At 62.1% G+C, this 14,331-nt stretch carries 12 protein-coding genes; 7 read left to right on the forward strand and 5 right to left on the reverse strand.

The features are described from left to right. Positions 1-91: 91 nt before the first annotated feature. Positions 92-751 carry a DedA family protein gene (locus tag C3F38_RS24095; protein ID WP_038879412.1) on the forward strand — a complete coding sequence of 220 codons (660 nt, stop codon included), beginning with the start codon at positions 92-94 and terminating at the stop codon, positions 749-751. Between the two features lie 10 nt (positions 752-761). Here C3F38_RS24095 and C3F38_RS24100 read toward each other — a convergent pair whose 3' ends face one another. Next, on the reverse strand, positions 762-1,682 hold the full coding sequence (locus tag C3F38_RS24100) for a LysR family transcriptional regulator (RefSeq protein WP_038879415.1): 921 nt from the start codon (positions 1,680-1,682) through the stop codon (positions 762-764). 107 nt (positions 1,683-1,789) lie between these two features. Between C3F38_RS24100 and C3F38_RS24105 the strand changes: the two genes are divergently transcribed. Beyond that, positions 1,790-2,818, forward strand: a complete 1,029-nt coding sequence (locus C3F38_RS24105; protein WP_055316187.1) for an NAD(P)-dependent alcohol dehydrogenase — start codon at positions 1,790-1,792, stop codon at positions 2,816-2,818. 7 nt (positions 2,819-2,825) lie between these two features. Here the strand turns inward: C3F38_RS24105 and C3F38_RS24110 are convergent, their stop codons facing one another. Further along, entirely contained in the window at positions 2,826-3,713 is an 888-nt protein-coding gene (locus tag C3F38_RS24110) for an AraC family transcriptional regulator (RefSeq protein ID WP_176602459.1), read from the reverse strand. Between the two features lie 226 nt (positions 3,714-3,939). Here C3F38_RS24110 and yqhD point away from each other — a divergent pair, with 226 nt between their 5' ends. The 3 genes from yqhD to C3F38_RS24125 all read left to right on the forward strand — a co-directional run bounded on the left by yqhD (position 3,940) and on the right by C3F38_RS24125 (position 6,962). Next, positions 3,940-5,103: an alcohol dehydrogenase gene (yqhD, locus tag C3F38_RS24115; protein WP_038879425.1), complete on the forward strand. Its 1,164-nt coding sequence runs from the start codon at positions 3,940-3,942 to the stop codon at positions 5,101-5,103. 285 nt (positions 5,104-5,388) lie between these two features. Then, a complete protein-coding gene (gene dkgA / locus C3F38_RS24120) occupies positions 5,389-6,213 on the forward strand; it encodes a 2,5-didehydrogluconate reductase DkgA (protein WP_055316189.1) in 825 nt (274 codons plus the stop codon). Between the two features lie 143 nt (positions 6,214-6,356). Continuing rightward, the gene (locus C3F38_RS24125) at positions 6,357-6,962 is read left to right on the forward strand and encodes a transglycosylase SLT domain-containing protein (RefSeq protein WP_038879430.1); all 606 of its coding nucleotides are present in this window, start codon (positions 6,357-6,359) and stop codon (positions 6,960-6,962) included. Positions 6,963-7,025: 63 nt separating this feature from the next. On the opposite strand, the gene C3F38_RS24130 is transcribed toward C3F38_RS24125, so the two are convergent. Together C3F38_RS24130 and C3F38_RS24135 are read right to left on the reverse strand one after the other, a co-directional pair. Then, positions 7,026-9,194, reverse strand: a complete 2,169-nt coding sequence (locus C3F38_RS24130) for a YgiQ family radical SAM protein (protein ID WP_038879433.1) — start codon at positions 9,192-9,194, stop codon at positions 7,026-7,028. Positions 9,195-9,274: 80 nt separating this feature from the next. Then, the gene (locus tag C3F38_RS24135; protein ID WP_038879436.1) at positions 9,275-10,009 is read right to left on the reverse strand and encodes a GntR family transcriptional regulator; all 735 of its coding nucleotides are present in this window, start codon (positions 10,007-10,009) and stop codon (positions 9,275-9,277) included. A gap of 658 nt (positions 10,010-10,667) precedes the next feature. Between C3F38_RS24135 and C3F38_RS24140 the strand changes: the two genes are divergently transcribed. Continuing rightward, positions 10,668-12,065, forward strand: coding sequence for a cytosine permease (locus C3F38_RS24140; protein WP_025304294.1), 1,398 nt, complete (start codon positions 10,668-10,670; stop codon positions 12,063-12,065). Further along, positions 12,062-12,994 (forward strand): PfkB family carbohydrate kinase, encoded by a 933-nt coding sequence (locus C3F38_RS24145; protein WP_048234953.1) that lies wholly within the window; start codon positions 12,062-12,064, stop codon positions 12,992-12,994. The genes C3F38_RS24140 and C3F38_RS24145 overlap by 4 nt, the downstream gene beginning before the upstream one ends. Positions 12,995-13,028: 34 nt before the next feature. Here the strand turns inward: C3F38_RS24145 and C3F38_RS24150 are convergent, their stop codons facing one another. Continuing rightward, positions 13,029-14,279 carry a nucleoside permease gene (locus C3F38_RS24150; protein ID WP_047729826.1) on the reverse strand — a complete coding sequence of 417 codons (1,251 nt, stop codon included), beginning with the start codon at positions 14,277-14,279 and terminating at the stop codon, positions 13,029-13,031. Between the last annotated feature and the right edge of the window lie 52 nt (positions 14,280-14,331).

Here is a 14,331-nt window from a genome sequence, read left to right on the forward strand (position 1 = left end):
GGTACACTACCCGGGTAACTGTCAGATACGGTAACCGCCGCACCCTGGAGAACGTGACCCCGGGCGCAACCGGCATGCAACAGGACATAAAATGGATGTATTACGAGAGATTATTCATGCGCTTTGGCAGCAGGACTTTATCGCCCTCGCCGATCCAAGCGTAATTTGGGTGGTTTACGCCGTACTTTTCACCACTCTGTTTTTGGAAAACGGACTGCTGCCCGCCTCCTTCCTCCCCGGCGACAGCCTGCTGCTGCTGTCGGGTGCGCTGATCGCCAAAGGCGTGATGGGCTTTGCCCCCACCCTGCTGATTCTGACCGCCGCCGCCGGCCTCGGCTGCTGGCTGAGCTATATCCAGGGCCGCTGGCTGGGCCACACCGGCCTGGTGAAGGGCTGGCTGCTGCAGCTGCCGGCGCAATATCACCAGCGCGCGCATAACCTGTTCAACCGCCACGGGCTGACGGCGCTGCTGATCGGTCGCTTCCTCGGCTTCGTGCGCACCCTGCTGCCGACCATGGCCGGCATTTCCGGGCTCAACAGCTCACGCTTCCAGGTGTTCAACTGGCTGAGCGCGGCGATCTGGGTTTGCGCGCTGGTGGGCCTCGGCTACGCTTTCAGCCAAATCCCGCTGGTGAAGCGCTACGAAAGCCAGGTGATGACCGGCCTGATGCTGCTGCCGCTGCTGCTGCTGTTCGTCGGCCTGCTGGGCGCCATGCTGGTGATCTGGCGTAAAAAGCGCGCCTCCTCCTGAGCCCGGCGCACTACAGCGCCTTCTCGACCAACGCCAGACTGGCGGGTAACTTGCTTACCAGCGTATCCACCGCCAGCCGCACCTTCAGCGGCAGGTGAGGCGTGTGCGGCCACACCGCATGCGCTTCAAAGGCGGCGCCCGGCCGGTCACGCAGCAAGCGCACCAGCGCCCCGCTCAACAGCTGCTCACGCACCAGCCAGCAAGGCAGCCAGGCAATGCCGAACCCCGCCGTCGCCGCATCCGCAATCGCCTGCAGATCGTCCATTTGCAGCCGGTTAGTCGGCATCACTTCCTGCGGCTTGCCGTCGCTATCCAATACCAACCAGCTGCGCCGTGCACCGGCGCGCATATAGGTCACCGCCTCATGCTGTGCCAGCTGTTCGATGCTGTGCGGTTCACCGCACCGCTGCAGATAGGCCGGCGAGGCGCACAGCGCCATGCGGTGATCGCCGATGCGGCGCGCCACCAGCCCGCCGCTGTTGGCCAGCGTGCCGTTGCGGATCGCCATATCGAAGCCGTCCTCAATCAGATCCACCACCCGATCGTTGAACGACAGCTCCAGCTCCAGGCCCGGGTGCTCGCGCGTCAGCTCGGTCAACAGCGGCGCAATACACATGCGGCCAAACAGCACCGGCATCGATACCCGCAGCCGGCCGCTGACCTGTCGCTTGCCCGACTCCAGCAGCGTTTCCGCACCGCGGATCTCCTCCAGCGCTCGCAGGCAGCGCTCATAGAATAACGCGCCGTCGTCGGTCAGGCTCTGGCTGCGGGTGGTGCGATGAAACAGCCGCACGCCCAGCCGCTGTTCCAGCCGGGCGATGGTTTTCCCCACCGCCGAACGCGACAGGTGCAGCCGGCTGGCCGCCAACGCAAAACTGCCCGCCTCCACGGCGGTGACGAATACCGAAATACCGCTCAACCGATCGCTCATGATTTGTCGCCCTAAAAGAAACAATCTTCGGAAATCTTATCGCCACTGGCGAACCTTCATCAACGATATTATCGACCGGTCGTTAATCGCTGACTTTGGAGAACATCATGACCGACACGATACAACGCTGGACGATGGACGCCCTGGGGCGTGAACACCTGCGGTTGACCGTCGACGCGATCCCGCAGCCGGGGCCACACGAAATCAGAGTGAAAGTGAAAGCGGTCGCGCTCAACTACCGCGACAAACTGATGATTGAAAGCGGCATGGGGCTGACGTTGCCGCAGCCGTTCACCCCCGCCTCGGACATGGCCGGCGAGGTCGACGCTATCGGCCCCGGCGTCAGCCGCTTCCAACCCGGCGCTAGGGTCATCTCTACCTTCAGCCCCGGTTGGCTCGACGGCCGGAAAAAACCGTACGGCAATGCTCGCCGGGTGCCTTACCACACCCTCGGCGGTTTCTATCAGGGCGTGCTGGCGGAATATGTGATTTTGCATGAGGACTGGCTGGTGGCGGCGCCGGCGTCGCTGGACGACGTGCAGGCCAGCACCCTGCCGTGCGCCGGGCTAACCGCCTGGTTCGCGCTGGTGGAGCAAGGCAAACTGCATGCCGGCGAGACGGTGCTGGTGCAAGGCACCGGCGGGGTGGCGCTGTTCGCGCTGCAGATCGCCAAAGCGCACGGCGCCGAGGTGTATGTGACCTCCGGCAGCGATGAAAAGCTGGCGCGTGCCCAGGCGCTGGGCGCCAGTCACGGCATCAACCGGCTGAAAGGCGATTGGGTGGAAGCAATTTATGCGCTGACGCAGGATCGCGGCATCGACCATGTGATCGACACCGTCGGCGGCCCGAATCTGGGCAACTCGGTACGCGCCGTGGCGGTGGGCGGCCGCATCTCGGTGATCGGCGTGCTGGCGGGCGCCGAGATTTCCGCCCCCGCCGGCCTGCTGCTGCTGAAATCGGCGGAGATCCAGGGCATCGGCGTCGGCCACCGCCGCGCGCTGGAAGATCTGGTGCGCGCCGTGGACGCCGTCAACCTGCAGCCGGTGATCGACCAGGTCTACCGTTTCGATCAGCTGCCGCAGGCGTTGGATCACCTCGATCGCGGACCGTTCGGCAAGATCGTCTTGACCCCGTAAACGCGGTTCAGCCCTCCAGCAGCTGCGGGTTGGCGTCGCGCAGCCGGGCGATTTCATCGCTCGGCGTCATGCCGAACAGGCGCTTGAATTCACGGCTGAACTGCGACGCGCTCTCGTAGCCGACGCGGATCGCCGCCGTGCTGGCCTTCAGGCCGTCATGCACCATCAACAGGCGCGCCTTATGCAGCCGGTACGACTTCACGTATTGCAGCGGCGAGGTGTTGGTCACCGCCTTGAAGTTGTGGTGGAACGCCGAGACGCTCATGTTGACCTCGCTGGCCAACTGTTCGACGTTGAGGTTGTCGGCATATTGATTTTCTATGCGCCGCAGCGCCTTGGCGATCTGGCTGAAGTGGGTATGGCGGTTGACCAGCTCCTGCAGCGACGCGCCGCAGGTGCCGCGCAGCACGTAGTAAAGGATTTCGCGCACGATCTGCGGCCCCAGCACCCGGGCATCTAGCGGCTTGGCCATCACGTCCAGCAGGCGTTCGGTGGCGCACAGCAGCGCTTCCGTCAGCTCGGCCAGGTTCACCCCGTTGCTCTCCGCCCGCGGTTGCATCAGGTAGTCGTCGTCGCCAATGTCGATCAGCAAGTCCTGCAGCATTTGGGTATCGATATTGACCGCCAACCCAACCAGCGGCAGTTCCGGGCTGGCGAAGGTTTCGCACTCGAACGGCAGCGGCACCGTCATCAACAGGTAGTTGCGCGGATCGTACTGGAACATCTTGTTGCCGCAATAGCCCACCTTATGCCCCTGAAAGACGATCACGATCCCCGGCTCGTACATCACCGGTTGGCGCGGGCAGTGGCGATCGACATACAGGATCTTTACCCGTGGCACCGGTGACGGCGTGTAGCCGTTGCCGGTGGCGATAGCCATCGCCTGGCGCGCCATGCGGCTGCGCTGCGCATCGATTTCAATCACGGAAACACCCTCTTACAGTCAGAACGATTCGGCATAAATAATAATTTAAAACTCGCCATTTCTACAGCGACTTGTAGGAATAGGCAAGAACCAGACAGGAATGTGCATTGTGCGTTGCCGCCAGGTTCCTGACAATACGGGCCAGAAACCTTTGCGCCACTTTGGCGCCCGCCTGACAGAAAGAGAGAAATCACCCATGCAAAACTTCATTCTGCATACCCCAACCAAAATCCTGTTCGGCAAGGACCAAATTGCCGAAGTGGCCGGCCAGATCCCGGCGGACGCACGCATCCTGATCACCTACGGTGGCGGCAGCGTGAAGAAAAACGGCGTGCTGGATCAGGTGTACAGCGCGCTGGCCGGCCGCGACGTGCGGGAGTTCTCCGGCATCGAGCCGAACCCGACCTACGAAACGCTGATGAAAGCGGTCGAGGTGGTGAAGGCGGAAAACATCGATTTCCTGCTGGCGGTCGGCGGCGGTTCGGTGGTTGACGGCACCAAGTTCATCGCCGCCGCCGCCCGTTACACCGCCGACGGCGACGCCTGGCATATCCTGCAGACCGTCGGCAGCCACATCACCGACGCGGTGCCGATGGGCTGCGTGCTGACGCTGCCGGCCACCGGTTCCGAATCCAACAGCGGCGCGGTGATCACCCGTAAAAGCAGCGGCGACAAGCAGCACTTCTTCTCGCCGCTGGTGCAGCCGCGCTTCGCCGTGCTGGATCCGGTGGTGACCTACTCGCTGCCGCCGCGCCAGGTAGCCAACGGCGTGGTCGACGCCTTCGTGCACACTCTGGAGCAGTATCTGACCTACCCGGTGGACGCCAAAGTGCAGGATCGCTTCGCCGAAGGCCTGCTGCTGACCCTGCTGGAAGACGGGCCGCGCGCGCTGGCCGAACCGGAAAACTATGGGGTGCGCGCCAACGTGATGTGGAGCGCCACCATGGCGCTGAACGGCCTGATCGGCGCCGGGGTGCCGCAGGACTGGGCAACCCACATGCTGGGCCACGAGCTGACCGCCATGCACGATCTCGACCACGCGCAAACGCTGGCCATCGTCCTGCCGGCGCTGCTGCACGAGAAGAAAGCGCAGAAGCGCGAAAAACTGCTGCAGTACGCTGACCGCGTCTGGGGCCTGCGCGAAGGCAGCGAAGACAGCCGTATCGACGGTGCCATCGCCGCCACTCGCGCCTTCTTTGAGCAGATGGGCGTACCGACCCGCATGGCGGATTATCAGCTCGACGGCAGCAGCATTCCGGCGCTGCTCGACAAGCTGCATCAGCACGGCATGACCGCCCTGGGCGAGCATCAGGACATCACCCTGGACGTCAGCCGCCGCATTTACGAAGCGGCGCGTTAATCGCAAAACGGCGATTTTTTGCTAGGCTTTAGTCTCCGTCAGCCATTTTTCGCCGCATCCGGCGCCCGGCCGATCACCGGGTGCCGTCAGGCGCCTCCGCGCGCCGCCGATCGTTTCGCCCCCCCGTCTTACCGCTCATTCGCAGGGAGAGCGGGGAGAAAGTCGCCCTCCCGCCACCGCTGAAATTAGGCTGGCAAACCCGGCAACCGCTCATTTTGCCAACTAGAATTTATCTATAGCCGTTTCGGTGCCGCAGCGCCGCAATCCGTACACAAGGAGATGCGCATGACAACGCAACAACCCATCATCAAACTCCACGATGGTAATCTGATGCCGCAGTTGGGTCTCGGCGTTTGGCAGGCGAGTATTGAAGAGACCACCCGCGCGGTGAGCAAAGCGCTGGAGATCGGTTACCGCTCCATCGACACCGCCGCGATCTACAAGAACGAGGCAGGCGTCGGCGCCGCGCTGCAGTCCAGCTCGCTGCCGCGCAGCGAGCTGTTCATCACCACCAAGCTGTGGAACGACGATCAGGGCGATCCGCTGGCGGCGCTGGAAACCAGTTTGAAAAAACTCAGGCTGGACTATGTTGATCTTTACCTGATCCACTGGCCGCGCCCGCAGCAAGATCAATACGTCTCCGCCTGGCGCGAACTGATCAAGCTGCGCGATCAAGGCCTGGTGAAAAGCATCGGCGTATGCAACTTCCATACGCCGCACCTGCAGCGCCTGCTGGATGAAACCAACGTGGCGCCGGTCATCAACCAGATAGAGCTGCACCCGCTGCTGCAACAGCGCCAGCTGCGCGCCTGGAACGCCACGCACCACATCGCGACCGAATCCTGGAGCCCGCTGGCGCAGGGCGGTGAAGGGGTGTTCGACCAGCCGCTGATCAAGGCGCTGGCCGAGAAATACGAGAAAACCCCGGCGCAGATCGTGGTGCGCTGGCACCTGGACAGCGGCCTTATCGTGATCCCGAAATCGGTCACGCCGTCGCGCATCCGCGAAAACTTCGAGGTGTTTGATTTCAAACTCGATAAGGACGAACTGGGCGAGATCGCCAAGCTGGACGTCGGCAACCGCCTCGGGCCGGATCCGGATACCCTGTAACCCCTCCCCAAGCCCTCTCCCGCCGGAGGGGGCTTTTCCTTCCCGCGCATTGCTCCCTTACGCCGCCTGACGTTATGATGACGACGCCGGAGGCCTCGCCCGCCGGTTAACGCCGTTAAAAAAACAGACAAGCACGGAGCACCATGAAATTCTCTTTCTCACACGGGTTAAGGCTGAGCATGCTTTGCGTCATGCTGGTGCTGGCGGGTTGCGCCGGCAAGAAACAGCGCGTCAGCTACGATCGCCACGCTTTCGATAGCGCCATTAAAGACGCCGCCAGCGAATACGGCGTGGACGCCAAGCTGATCACCGCCATGATCCAGGTGGAGTCCGGCTTCAACCCTGCGGCGGTGAGCAAGTCCAACGCTATCGGCCTGATGCAGCTGAAAGCCGATACCGCCGGCTGCGATGCCTACCGCTACAAAGGCAAACGCGGTTGCCCGGACGCTGACGACCTGCGGGATCCCGACACCAATATCGATCTCGGCGCCGCCTACCTGGCCACCTTGCAAAAACAGCAGCTTAAAGGGATCACGAACCCTGTTACGCTGCGCTACGCCACCATCATCGCCTACGTCAACGGCACCGGCGCGCTGCTGCGCACCTTCTCCAGCAACCGCCAGCAGGCCATCGCGATGATCAACAACCTATCGCCGGAAGCCTTTAACTGGCACGTGCGCAAATACCACCCCGCTCCGCAGGCGCCGCGCCATTTGATGAAAGTGGAAGCCGCCTACGATAGTTTGTGATGAGCAAAAGTAAAAAGGAGAACCCGAGGGTTCTCCTTTTTGTTTGCGCACGCGGCGTGGCCGTTACGGCTTGGCTTTGCGAATCGGTTTGCGCGGCGGTTGGTTGGACGGCGTGCGCTGCCGATTGATATCGGTATGCTTGGTCAGCGCCGGCCGGGTATGGCGCTGCAGGCGTTTCGCTTCGCGCTGCTCGTCGATGCTCGGTGCCGGCACCAGACACTCGCGGCGGCTGCCGATCAGGTGCTTCAGCCCCATCTCTTCCAGCGCGGTGCGGATCAGCGCCCAGTTGGCCGGATCGTGGTAACGCAGCAGCGCCTTATGCAGGCGACGCTGGCGATCGCCGCGCGGCACCACCACGTCTTCGCTCTTATACCCCACCTTGCTCAGCGGGTTTTTACCGCTGTAATACATGGTGGTGGAGTTGGCCATCGGCGAAGGATAGAAGTTCTGCACCTGATCGAGGCGGAAACGGTTCTTCTTCAGCCACAGCGCCAGGTTCACCATGTCTTCATCGCGGGTGCCCGGGTGCGACGAGATGAAGTACGGGATCAGGTACTGTTCTTTGCCCGCCTGCTTCGAATAGTGATCAAACAGCTGCTTGAAGCGATCGTAGCTGCCCATGCCCGGCTTCATCATCTTCGACAGCGGCCCTTCTTCGGTGTGCTCCGGCGCGATCTTCAGGTAGCCGCCGACGTGGTGGGTCGCCAGCTCCTTGATATAACGCGGATCTTCCACCGCCAGATCGTAACGAACCCCGGAAGCGATCAGGATCTTCTTGATGCCCTCCAGCGAACGCGCACGGCGATACAGTTTGATGGTCGGCTCGTGGTTGGTGTCCATGTAGGTGCAAATCTCCGGATACACGCACGAGGCGCGGCGGCAGGTCTGCTCGGCGCGCGGGTTGGTGCAGCGCAGCATATACATGTTGGCGGTCGGGCCGCCGAGATCGGAGATCACGCCGGTAAAGCCCGGCACCTTGTCGCGGATCTCTTCGATTTCACGAACGATCGAATCTTCCGAACGGCTCTGGATGATGCGCCCTTCGTGCTCGGTGATCGAACAGAACGAGCAGCCGCCGTAGCAACCGCGCATGATGTTCACCGAGAAACGGATCATGTCATAGGCCGGAATGCGATCCTGGCCGTAGGACGGATGCGGCACGCGCTGATAAGGCAGCGCGAAGACGCTGTCCATCTCCGGCGTGGTCAGCGGGATCGCCGGCGGGTTGATCCACACGTAGCGGTCACCGTGTTTCTGCATCAGCGCGCGGGCGCAGCCCGGGTTGGTTTCATGGTGCAAAATGCGCGAGGTGTGCGCATACAGCACCTTGTCGCCCTTCACTTTCTCGAAGGACGGCAGCAGCACGTAGGTCTTCTCCCACGGCTTCGGCTTGGCGGCGCGCACGGTGACAGGCTTGGCTTCCGGCTCTTTCGGCTTGGCGCCGTCGGCGCACGGCAGATCGTCACCGTACGGGTTCGGGATAGCTTCGATGCGGCCCGGCTTGTCGAGACGGGTGGAATCCACGCCGCTCCAGCCCGGCAGCGCTTCTTTGCGCATCACCGCGGTATTGCGAATATCGTGGATGTCGCCGATCTTCTCACCGGCGGCCAGGCGATGCGCCACTTCCACCAGAGGGCGTTCGCCGTTGCCGTAGATCAGCATGTCGGCTTTGGAATCCACCAGCACCGAGCGGCGCACGGTATCCGACCAGTAATCGTAGTGGGCGATGCGGCGCAGGCTGGCTTCGATGCCGCCCAGCACGATCGGCACGTCTTTGTAGGCTTCTTTACAACGCTGGCTGTAAACCAGGGTAGCGCGATCCGGGCGTTTGCCGCCGACGTTGCCGGCGGTGTAAGCATCGTCGTGGCGCAGTTTGCGATCGGCGGTATAGCGGTTGATCATCGAGTCCATGTTGCCGGCGGTAATGCCGAAGAACAGGTTCGGTTTCCCCAACCGCATGAAATCTTCTTTGTTGCTCCAGTCCGGCTGCGCGATGATGCCGACGCGGAAGCCCTGCGCTTCCAGCATGCGGCCGATGATCGCCATGCCGAAGCTCGGGTGATCGACATAGGCGTCGCCGCTGATGATGATCACGTCGCAGCTGTCCCAGCCCAGTTGATCCATCTCTGCTCGCGACATCGGTAAAAACGGCGCGGTGCCAAAACATTCCGCCCAATAAGGCTTATAGGAAAACAGTTCACGATCGGGTTGGATCAGGCTGGTGGTGCTCATTCTGCTGCTCTTTTTACAGGTTAATTAATCGCCGGGCGGCGATTATACGCACTAGCAGCAAAAAGAGCATGGTTATTTCGCTAACCGTTCACTTCGAATTCATAAACGTCGCTGCGACACAAGATATCGCTGAACTCCAGCGCCTCACCCTGGGCATTGCGGCTGGTCTGGGTGATGTGCAACAACGGCGCGCCGCACGGCACGTTGAGCAGCTCGGCGACCTCGTCGCTGCAGGACACCGCCTTCAGCAGAAAGTGTTTATCTTCAGGCACGATGCCGCGCGATTGCCATAACGCATACAGCGAATGCTCCAGCTGCCCCGGTTCGGGCAGGAAGCGCGGCGGAATATAGGTGGTTTCCAGCGAGACCGGGCTGCCGTTCAGCAAGCGCAAACGCCGCAGTTTGATCACCTCATCCCCCTCAGCCAGCCCCAGCGCCGCCGCGGCCTTGGCCGGCGCGCCGACCCGGGTGCGCAGCAACCATCGGTTACTGACGCTGCTGCCGTGGCGCAGCGCCTGAGCGGTGAAACCGCTGTCTTTATCGAGGGAATAGCCGATGCGCATCGCTACGCGGGTGCCAACGCCCTGCTGCCGCGAAATCAGCCCTTTCTCCTCCAGCAGCTTCATCGCCTTGCTGACGGTGACGCGCGACAGCGCCAGGCCTTCCGCCATCTGCCGTTCGGGCGGCAAAAACGCCTCTGCCGCCAGCACCTGCTGCCTGATTGCGGTTTCTATCGCCGTCGCCAGCTGAATATAACGCGGCGCTACCGCCCCCTGCGCCAGATGGCCACGCAGCCAGGCCATAAAATCCGTCATTCGCCCGCCCTCTTACCTATGCCATTTGTCTGGATTTCGTTTTTTATCCTATCGCCGATCCGGCGATAAGCCCCTCACCTTAACTAAAATATCGCTAATGTTTTCAGAGTGGCATCACAATTTTTGCCTAATGGACTTTCATTGGATCTAGATCGCGCGTAATCTGTGCTTATTGATGTTGATACATCAATTGCACCAACACCAGGGACCCACTTTAAAAAAAATAAAAAACCCGCTGCCGGCCCTAAAGGATACCCTTGATGGCCGGTAGCGGGGATATACTGTCAGCACAAACGGCCGAGAATAAGCAACGTAGCTAATGGATAGCTTGCTCACTGCTCATAGCCACATCACAGGATCCCCTTGCGGTGGGCGCAACGGTTTGATGTCGGCAAATAGAAACGTTCCCGCTTCGCCAAACCCCGCTGCAGACCCACTCTTTGACTACACTCATTGGCGCCGTGCGGCCGACGTGCCTCACCCGATAAGGTGGATACCGCCCTCACTTTGACAGACCCGGCGGTATCAGCCGCTACACACTGCGCGGAATCGGCGTCTTCACCGACAACGGAATAGCCGGCGTCAACCGCGCCAACGGAATCGATTTTCAGTCAACTGCGGCGGCCCTCGCGGCCCTGCGCTACAGGGATCATTTGCTATGACCGATATCAATCGCAATGAAGCATGGAAGGTAGAAAGCACCGGTATCGATCGGGTACCGGACGCGGAGCAGACCGGCAAGCCCATCGAGCTGTTTTGGATCTGGTCGGCGGCCAATATCGGCATTCTCGGCGTGGTGTACGGCGCCATTATCGTCGGCTTCGGCTTATCCTTCCTGCAATCGGTACTCGCCGCGCTGGTCGGCGTCGCCAGCTTCGTGCTGGTCGGCCTCACCAGCTTCGCCGGCAAGCGCGGGCGCACCTCGACGCTGACGCTCTCGCGGGTGATTTTCGGCCTGAAGGGCAACGTGGCGCCCACCCTGTTCAGTTGGATCAACCTGATGGGCTGGGAAGCGGTCAATGTGATCACCGGCACCCTGACGCTGGCGGCGCTGTTCGAGGCCTTCGGGTTGGGTAGCAGCCACCTGCTGACCGCGCTCAGCCTGCTGCTGTTCGGCGGGCTCACTGTCGTCGTCAGCCTGCTGGGGCAAAATACCGTGGTCTGGATGCAAAGCTGGTTCAGCCGCATCTTCGGCACCATGACGCTGATCGTGGTGCTCTATATCCTGTTCAACACCGAGTGGAGCCAGGTGCTGGCGCTGCCTTCCGGCAGCTGGTTGACCGGCTTCCTGCCGGCGGTATCGGTGATCGCCGCCGGCACCGGCATCAGCTGGGCGATTGCCGGCGCCGATTACAGCCGCTATCAAAGTCCGAGCTCGTCGAGCAAAAGCATTTTCGCCGCGGTAATGGGCGGCGCCTGTTTGCCGCTGATGCTGCTGATGCTGGCCGGCATCCTGCTTTCCGTGCAGCTGCCCGATCTGGCCAGCGCCGCCAACCCCATCGCGCTGATAGGCTCAGTGCTGCCCGCCTGGATGGCGATCCCTTATCTGCTGGCCGCCACCGCCGGCATCGTCACCATCGCGGTGCTCAGCCTGTATTCCGCCAGCCTTAACCTGCTGACCATCGGCGTGCAGGTCAAACAGTGGCTGGCGGTGTCGATCGACGCGGTCGTGGTGCTGGGCATCGCCCTGTATGTGCTGTTCATCTCCGGCGATTTCATGGGGCCGTTCATCTCCTTCCTGGTGTTCTGCGGCGTATTCCTGGCGGCCTGGGAGGCGATTTTCCTGCTCGATTACCTGTGCCTGCGCCGCCGCCACGGGTATGATGGCAACGCTTTGTACGGCCTGCATGGCCAGAACCGCGGCGTGCGCAAAGCCCCGCTGTTCTGCTGGTTCCTCGGCGCCCTGTGCGGCCTGCTGGTCACCAAAACCGGTTTTATCGACGGCCCGCTGGCCAAAGGCTTGTTCGCCGATTCCAGCCTGGGGCTGTTTGTATCGTTCGCGGTGAGTCTGATCGCTTACGGTCTGTACCTGACCCAACGCAGAGAACATCAATGAGTGAGTGGGAAGCTGTAACACCTGTCCTGGTTATTGGGGGCGCGGTCGGCGATCTGGTGATGACGCTGCCGCGCCTACCGACCAGCGGCGAAGATATCGAAGCCCAGCCGCAGGCGCGGCAAATCGGCGGCTGCGCGTTCAACGTGGCGCGCGCGCTGGTGCGCCTGGAAACGCCGGTGATTAACGGCATGCCGGTTGGCAACGGCGAATGGGGCGCGGCTGTCGAAGCCGCCATGGGCGAACTGGATCTGGAGGTGCTGCTGCGCCACGGCCAGATGGACAACGGCTGGTGCCTGGCGCTGGTGGAGCCAAACGGCGAACGCACCTTCATCACGGTGTCCGGCTGCGAAAGCCAATGGAATAAAGCGCAGCTGGCGACGCTGCCGCTGACGGAGCACACCCTGATCTACGCCAGCGGCTACGAGCTGGCGGGCGAAAGCGGCGAAGCGCTGCGCGAGTGGCTGACGCGCATGCCGTTCGACCAACCGCGCCTGATCGATCCCGGCCCGCGCATCGCTCAGCTCAGCGAAGATTTCTTCGCCATGCTCAGCGACAGCCACACCCTATTGACGCTCAACCGCGACGAAGTGGCCGCGCTGTGCGGCGCCGGCGACGCCGTAGAGGCCGCGCAGCGCTATGCCGCCGCCCGTAATCTGACGCTGATCTGCCGCCTGGATCGCGACGGCGCGTGGATCTGCGACGGCCGCACGCCGCCGCTGCACGTTCCCGCCTATCCGGTAGACGTGGTCGACACCATCGGCGCGGGCGATGCCCACTGCGCCGGTTTACTGGCGGGCCTGTCCGCCGGCTGGCCGCTGCCGCAGGCGGTCGATCTGGCCAACCGGGTCGCTGCTTGCGTGGTGGCCAGCCTCGGGGCCGCCAATCCGCCGGACTGGCCGCAGTTGCAACAGCGCTTCCCGCAGGCCTGACGTTTCAGGGCGCAGCCAGGCTGCGCCCACTGCCTTACTGCGCCGCCACCGCGCTCTCCTGCGGCGAGTGGCGGTAGTTGAAGCTCAACGCGAACACGATCCCCAGCACCAGCGTATACAGCGCAAACACCAGCCAGATGCTCTGCCAGTCTTTCACGCCGTCATGGCTGAAGAAGTCCACCACCTCGCCGCTGGCGAGCGCCCCCAGATAGGCGCCCAACCCGTTGACCATGGTCATGAACAGCCCCTGCGCGCTGGCGCGGATGCGGTGATCGGCCTCTTTCTCGACGAAGATAGCGCCGGAGATATTAAAGAAGTCGAACGCACAGCCGTAGACGATCATGGACAACAGCAGCAGAACGAAACCAAAGCCGACCGGCGTGCCATAAGCCAGGAACAGGAAACGCAGCGTCCAGGCCGCCATGCTGATCAGCATCACCTGCTTGATGCCGTAACGGCGCAGGAAGAAGGGAATGGTGAGGATAAAGAACACTTCGGAGATCTGCGACAGCGACAGCAGCACCGCCGGATACCGGACGCTGAGGCTGTCCTGATACAGCGGATTGAGCGACAGATCGTGCAGGAACGGGTTGCCGAAGGTATTGGTTATCTGCAGCGCCGCCCCAAGCAACATGGCGAACAGGAAAAACAGCGCCATGCGCCGCTGGCGAAACAGCACCAGCGCATCCAGCCCCAGCACGCTCACCCAGCTCTTTGACTCGGCCGCGCGGTTGGTCGGGCAGCGCGGCAGCGTCAGCGAATAGGCGGACAGCAGCAGCGACGCCGCAGAAGCCAGGTACAGCTGCAGATTGCTGAGCTCAATTTGGCTAAAGCCGACCAGCCACATCGCCAGAATGAACCCCACCGTGCCGTACACCCGCACCGGCGGAAAGTCCTTCACCGTGTCAAAGCCGTGCTTCTCGAGGCAAAAATAGGAAATGGCGTTGGAGAGCGCGATGGTCGGCATATAGACCATGGCGTTGAACAGCATCACCCAGAACATCAGCATCGGTTGCTCGACCTGCGCCGCGCAGTACAGCGCCAGCGCCCCGAGCAGGTGGCAAAGCGCATACAGATAGTTGGCCTTCATCCACCGATCGGCAATGATGCCCGCCAGCCCCGGCATGATCAGCGCAGCGATGCCTTTGGCGCTGTAAACCATCCCCACCTGCATGCCGCTGAAATGCAGCGTGTTGATCATGTAGGAGCCCAGCGTGACCAGCCAGGCACCCCAGATAAAGAACTGCAGGAAAATCATGACTTTCAATCGTGTTTTTATCGCCATCGCCATCACCTTGTTATTATGCTTTCAACGATGATTGATGCGGCAGGCCCCC

The sequence above is a fragment of the Serratia sp. SSNIH1 genome, from assembly GCF_002935055.1.
Classification (GTDB): Bacteria; Pseudomonadota; Gammaproteobacteria; order Enterobacterales; family Enterobacteriaceae; genus Serratia; species Serratia nevei.

Bases quoted from the DNA above. Each gene is read 5' to 3' on its own strand.
- C3F38_RS24095 (WP_038879412.1), top strand. From the start codon at position 92: ATGGATGTATTACGAGAGATTATTCATGCGCTTTGGCAGCAGGACTTT.
- C3F38_RS24100 (WP_038879415.1), bottom strand. From the start codon at position 1,682: ATGAGCGATCGGTTGAGCGGTATTTCGGTATTCGTCACCGCCGTGGAG.
- C3F38_RS24105 (WP_055316187.1), top strand. From the start codon at position 1,790: ATGACCGACACGATACAACGCTGGACGATGGACGCCCTGGGGCGTGAA.
- C3F38_RS24110 (WP_176602459.1), bottom strand. From the start codon at position 3,713: ATGGCGCGCCAGGCGATGGCTATCGCCACCGGCAACGGCTACACGCCG.
- yqhD (WP_038879425.1), top strand. From the start codon at position 3,940: ATGCAAAACTTCATTCTGCATACCCCAACCAAAATCCTGTTCGGCAAG.
- dkgA (WP_055316189.1), top strand. From the start codon at position 5,389: ATGACAACGCAACAACCCATCATCAAACTCCACGATGGTAATCTGATG.
- C3F38_RS24125 (WP_038879430.1), top strand. From the start codon at position 6,357: ATGAAATTCTCTTTCTCACACGGGTTAAGGCTGAGCATGCTTTGCGTC.
- C3F38_RS24130 (WP_038879433.1), bottom strand. From the start codon at position 9,194: ATGAGCACCACCAGCCTGATCCAACCCGATCGTGAACTGTTTTCCTAT.
- C3F38_RS24135 (WP_038879436.1), bottom strand. From the start codon at position 10,009: ATGACGGATTTTATGGCCTGGCTGCGTGGCCATCTGGCGCAGGGGGCG.
- C3F38_RS24140 (WP_025304294.1), top strand. From the start codon at position 10,668: ATGACCGATATCAATCGCAATGAAGCATGGAAGGTAGAAAGCACCGGT.
- C3F38_RS24145 (WP_048234953.1), top strand. From the start codon at position 12,062: ATGAGTGAGTGGGAAGCTGTAACACCTGTCCTGGTTATTGGGGGCGCG.
- C3F38_RS24150 (WP_047729826.1), bottom strand. From the start codon at position 14,279: ATGGCGATAAAAACACGATTGAAAGTCATGATTTTCCTGCAGTTCTTT.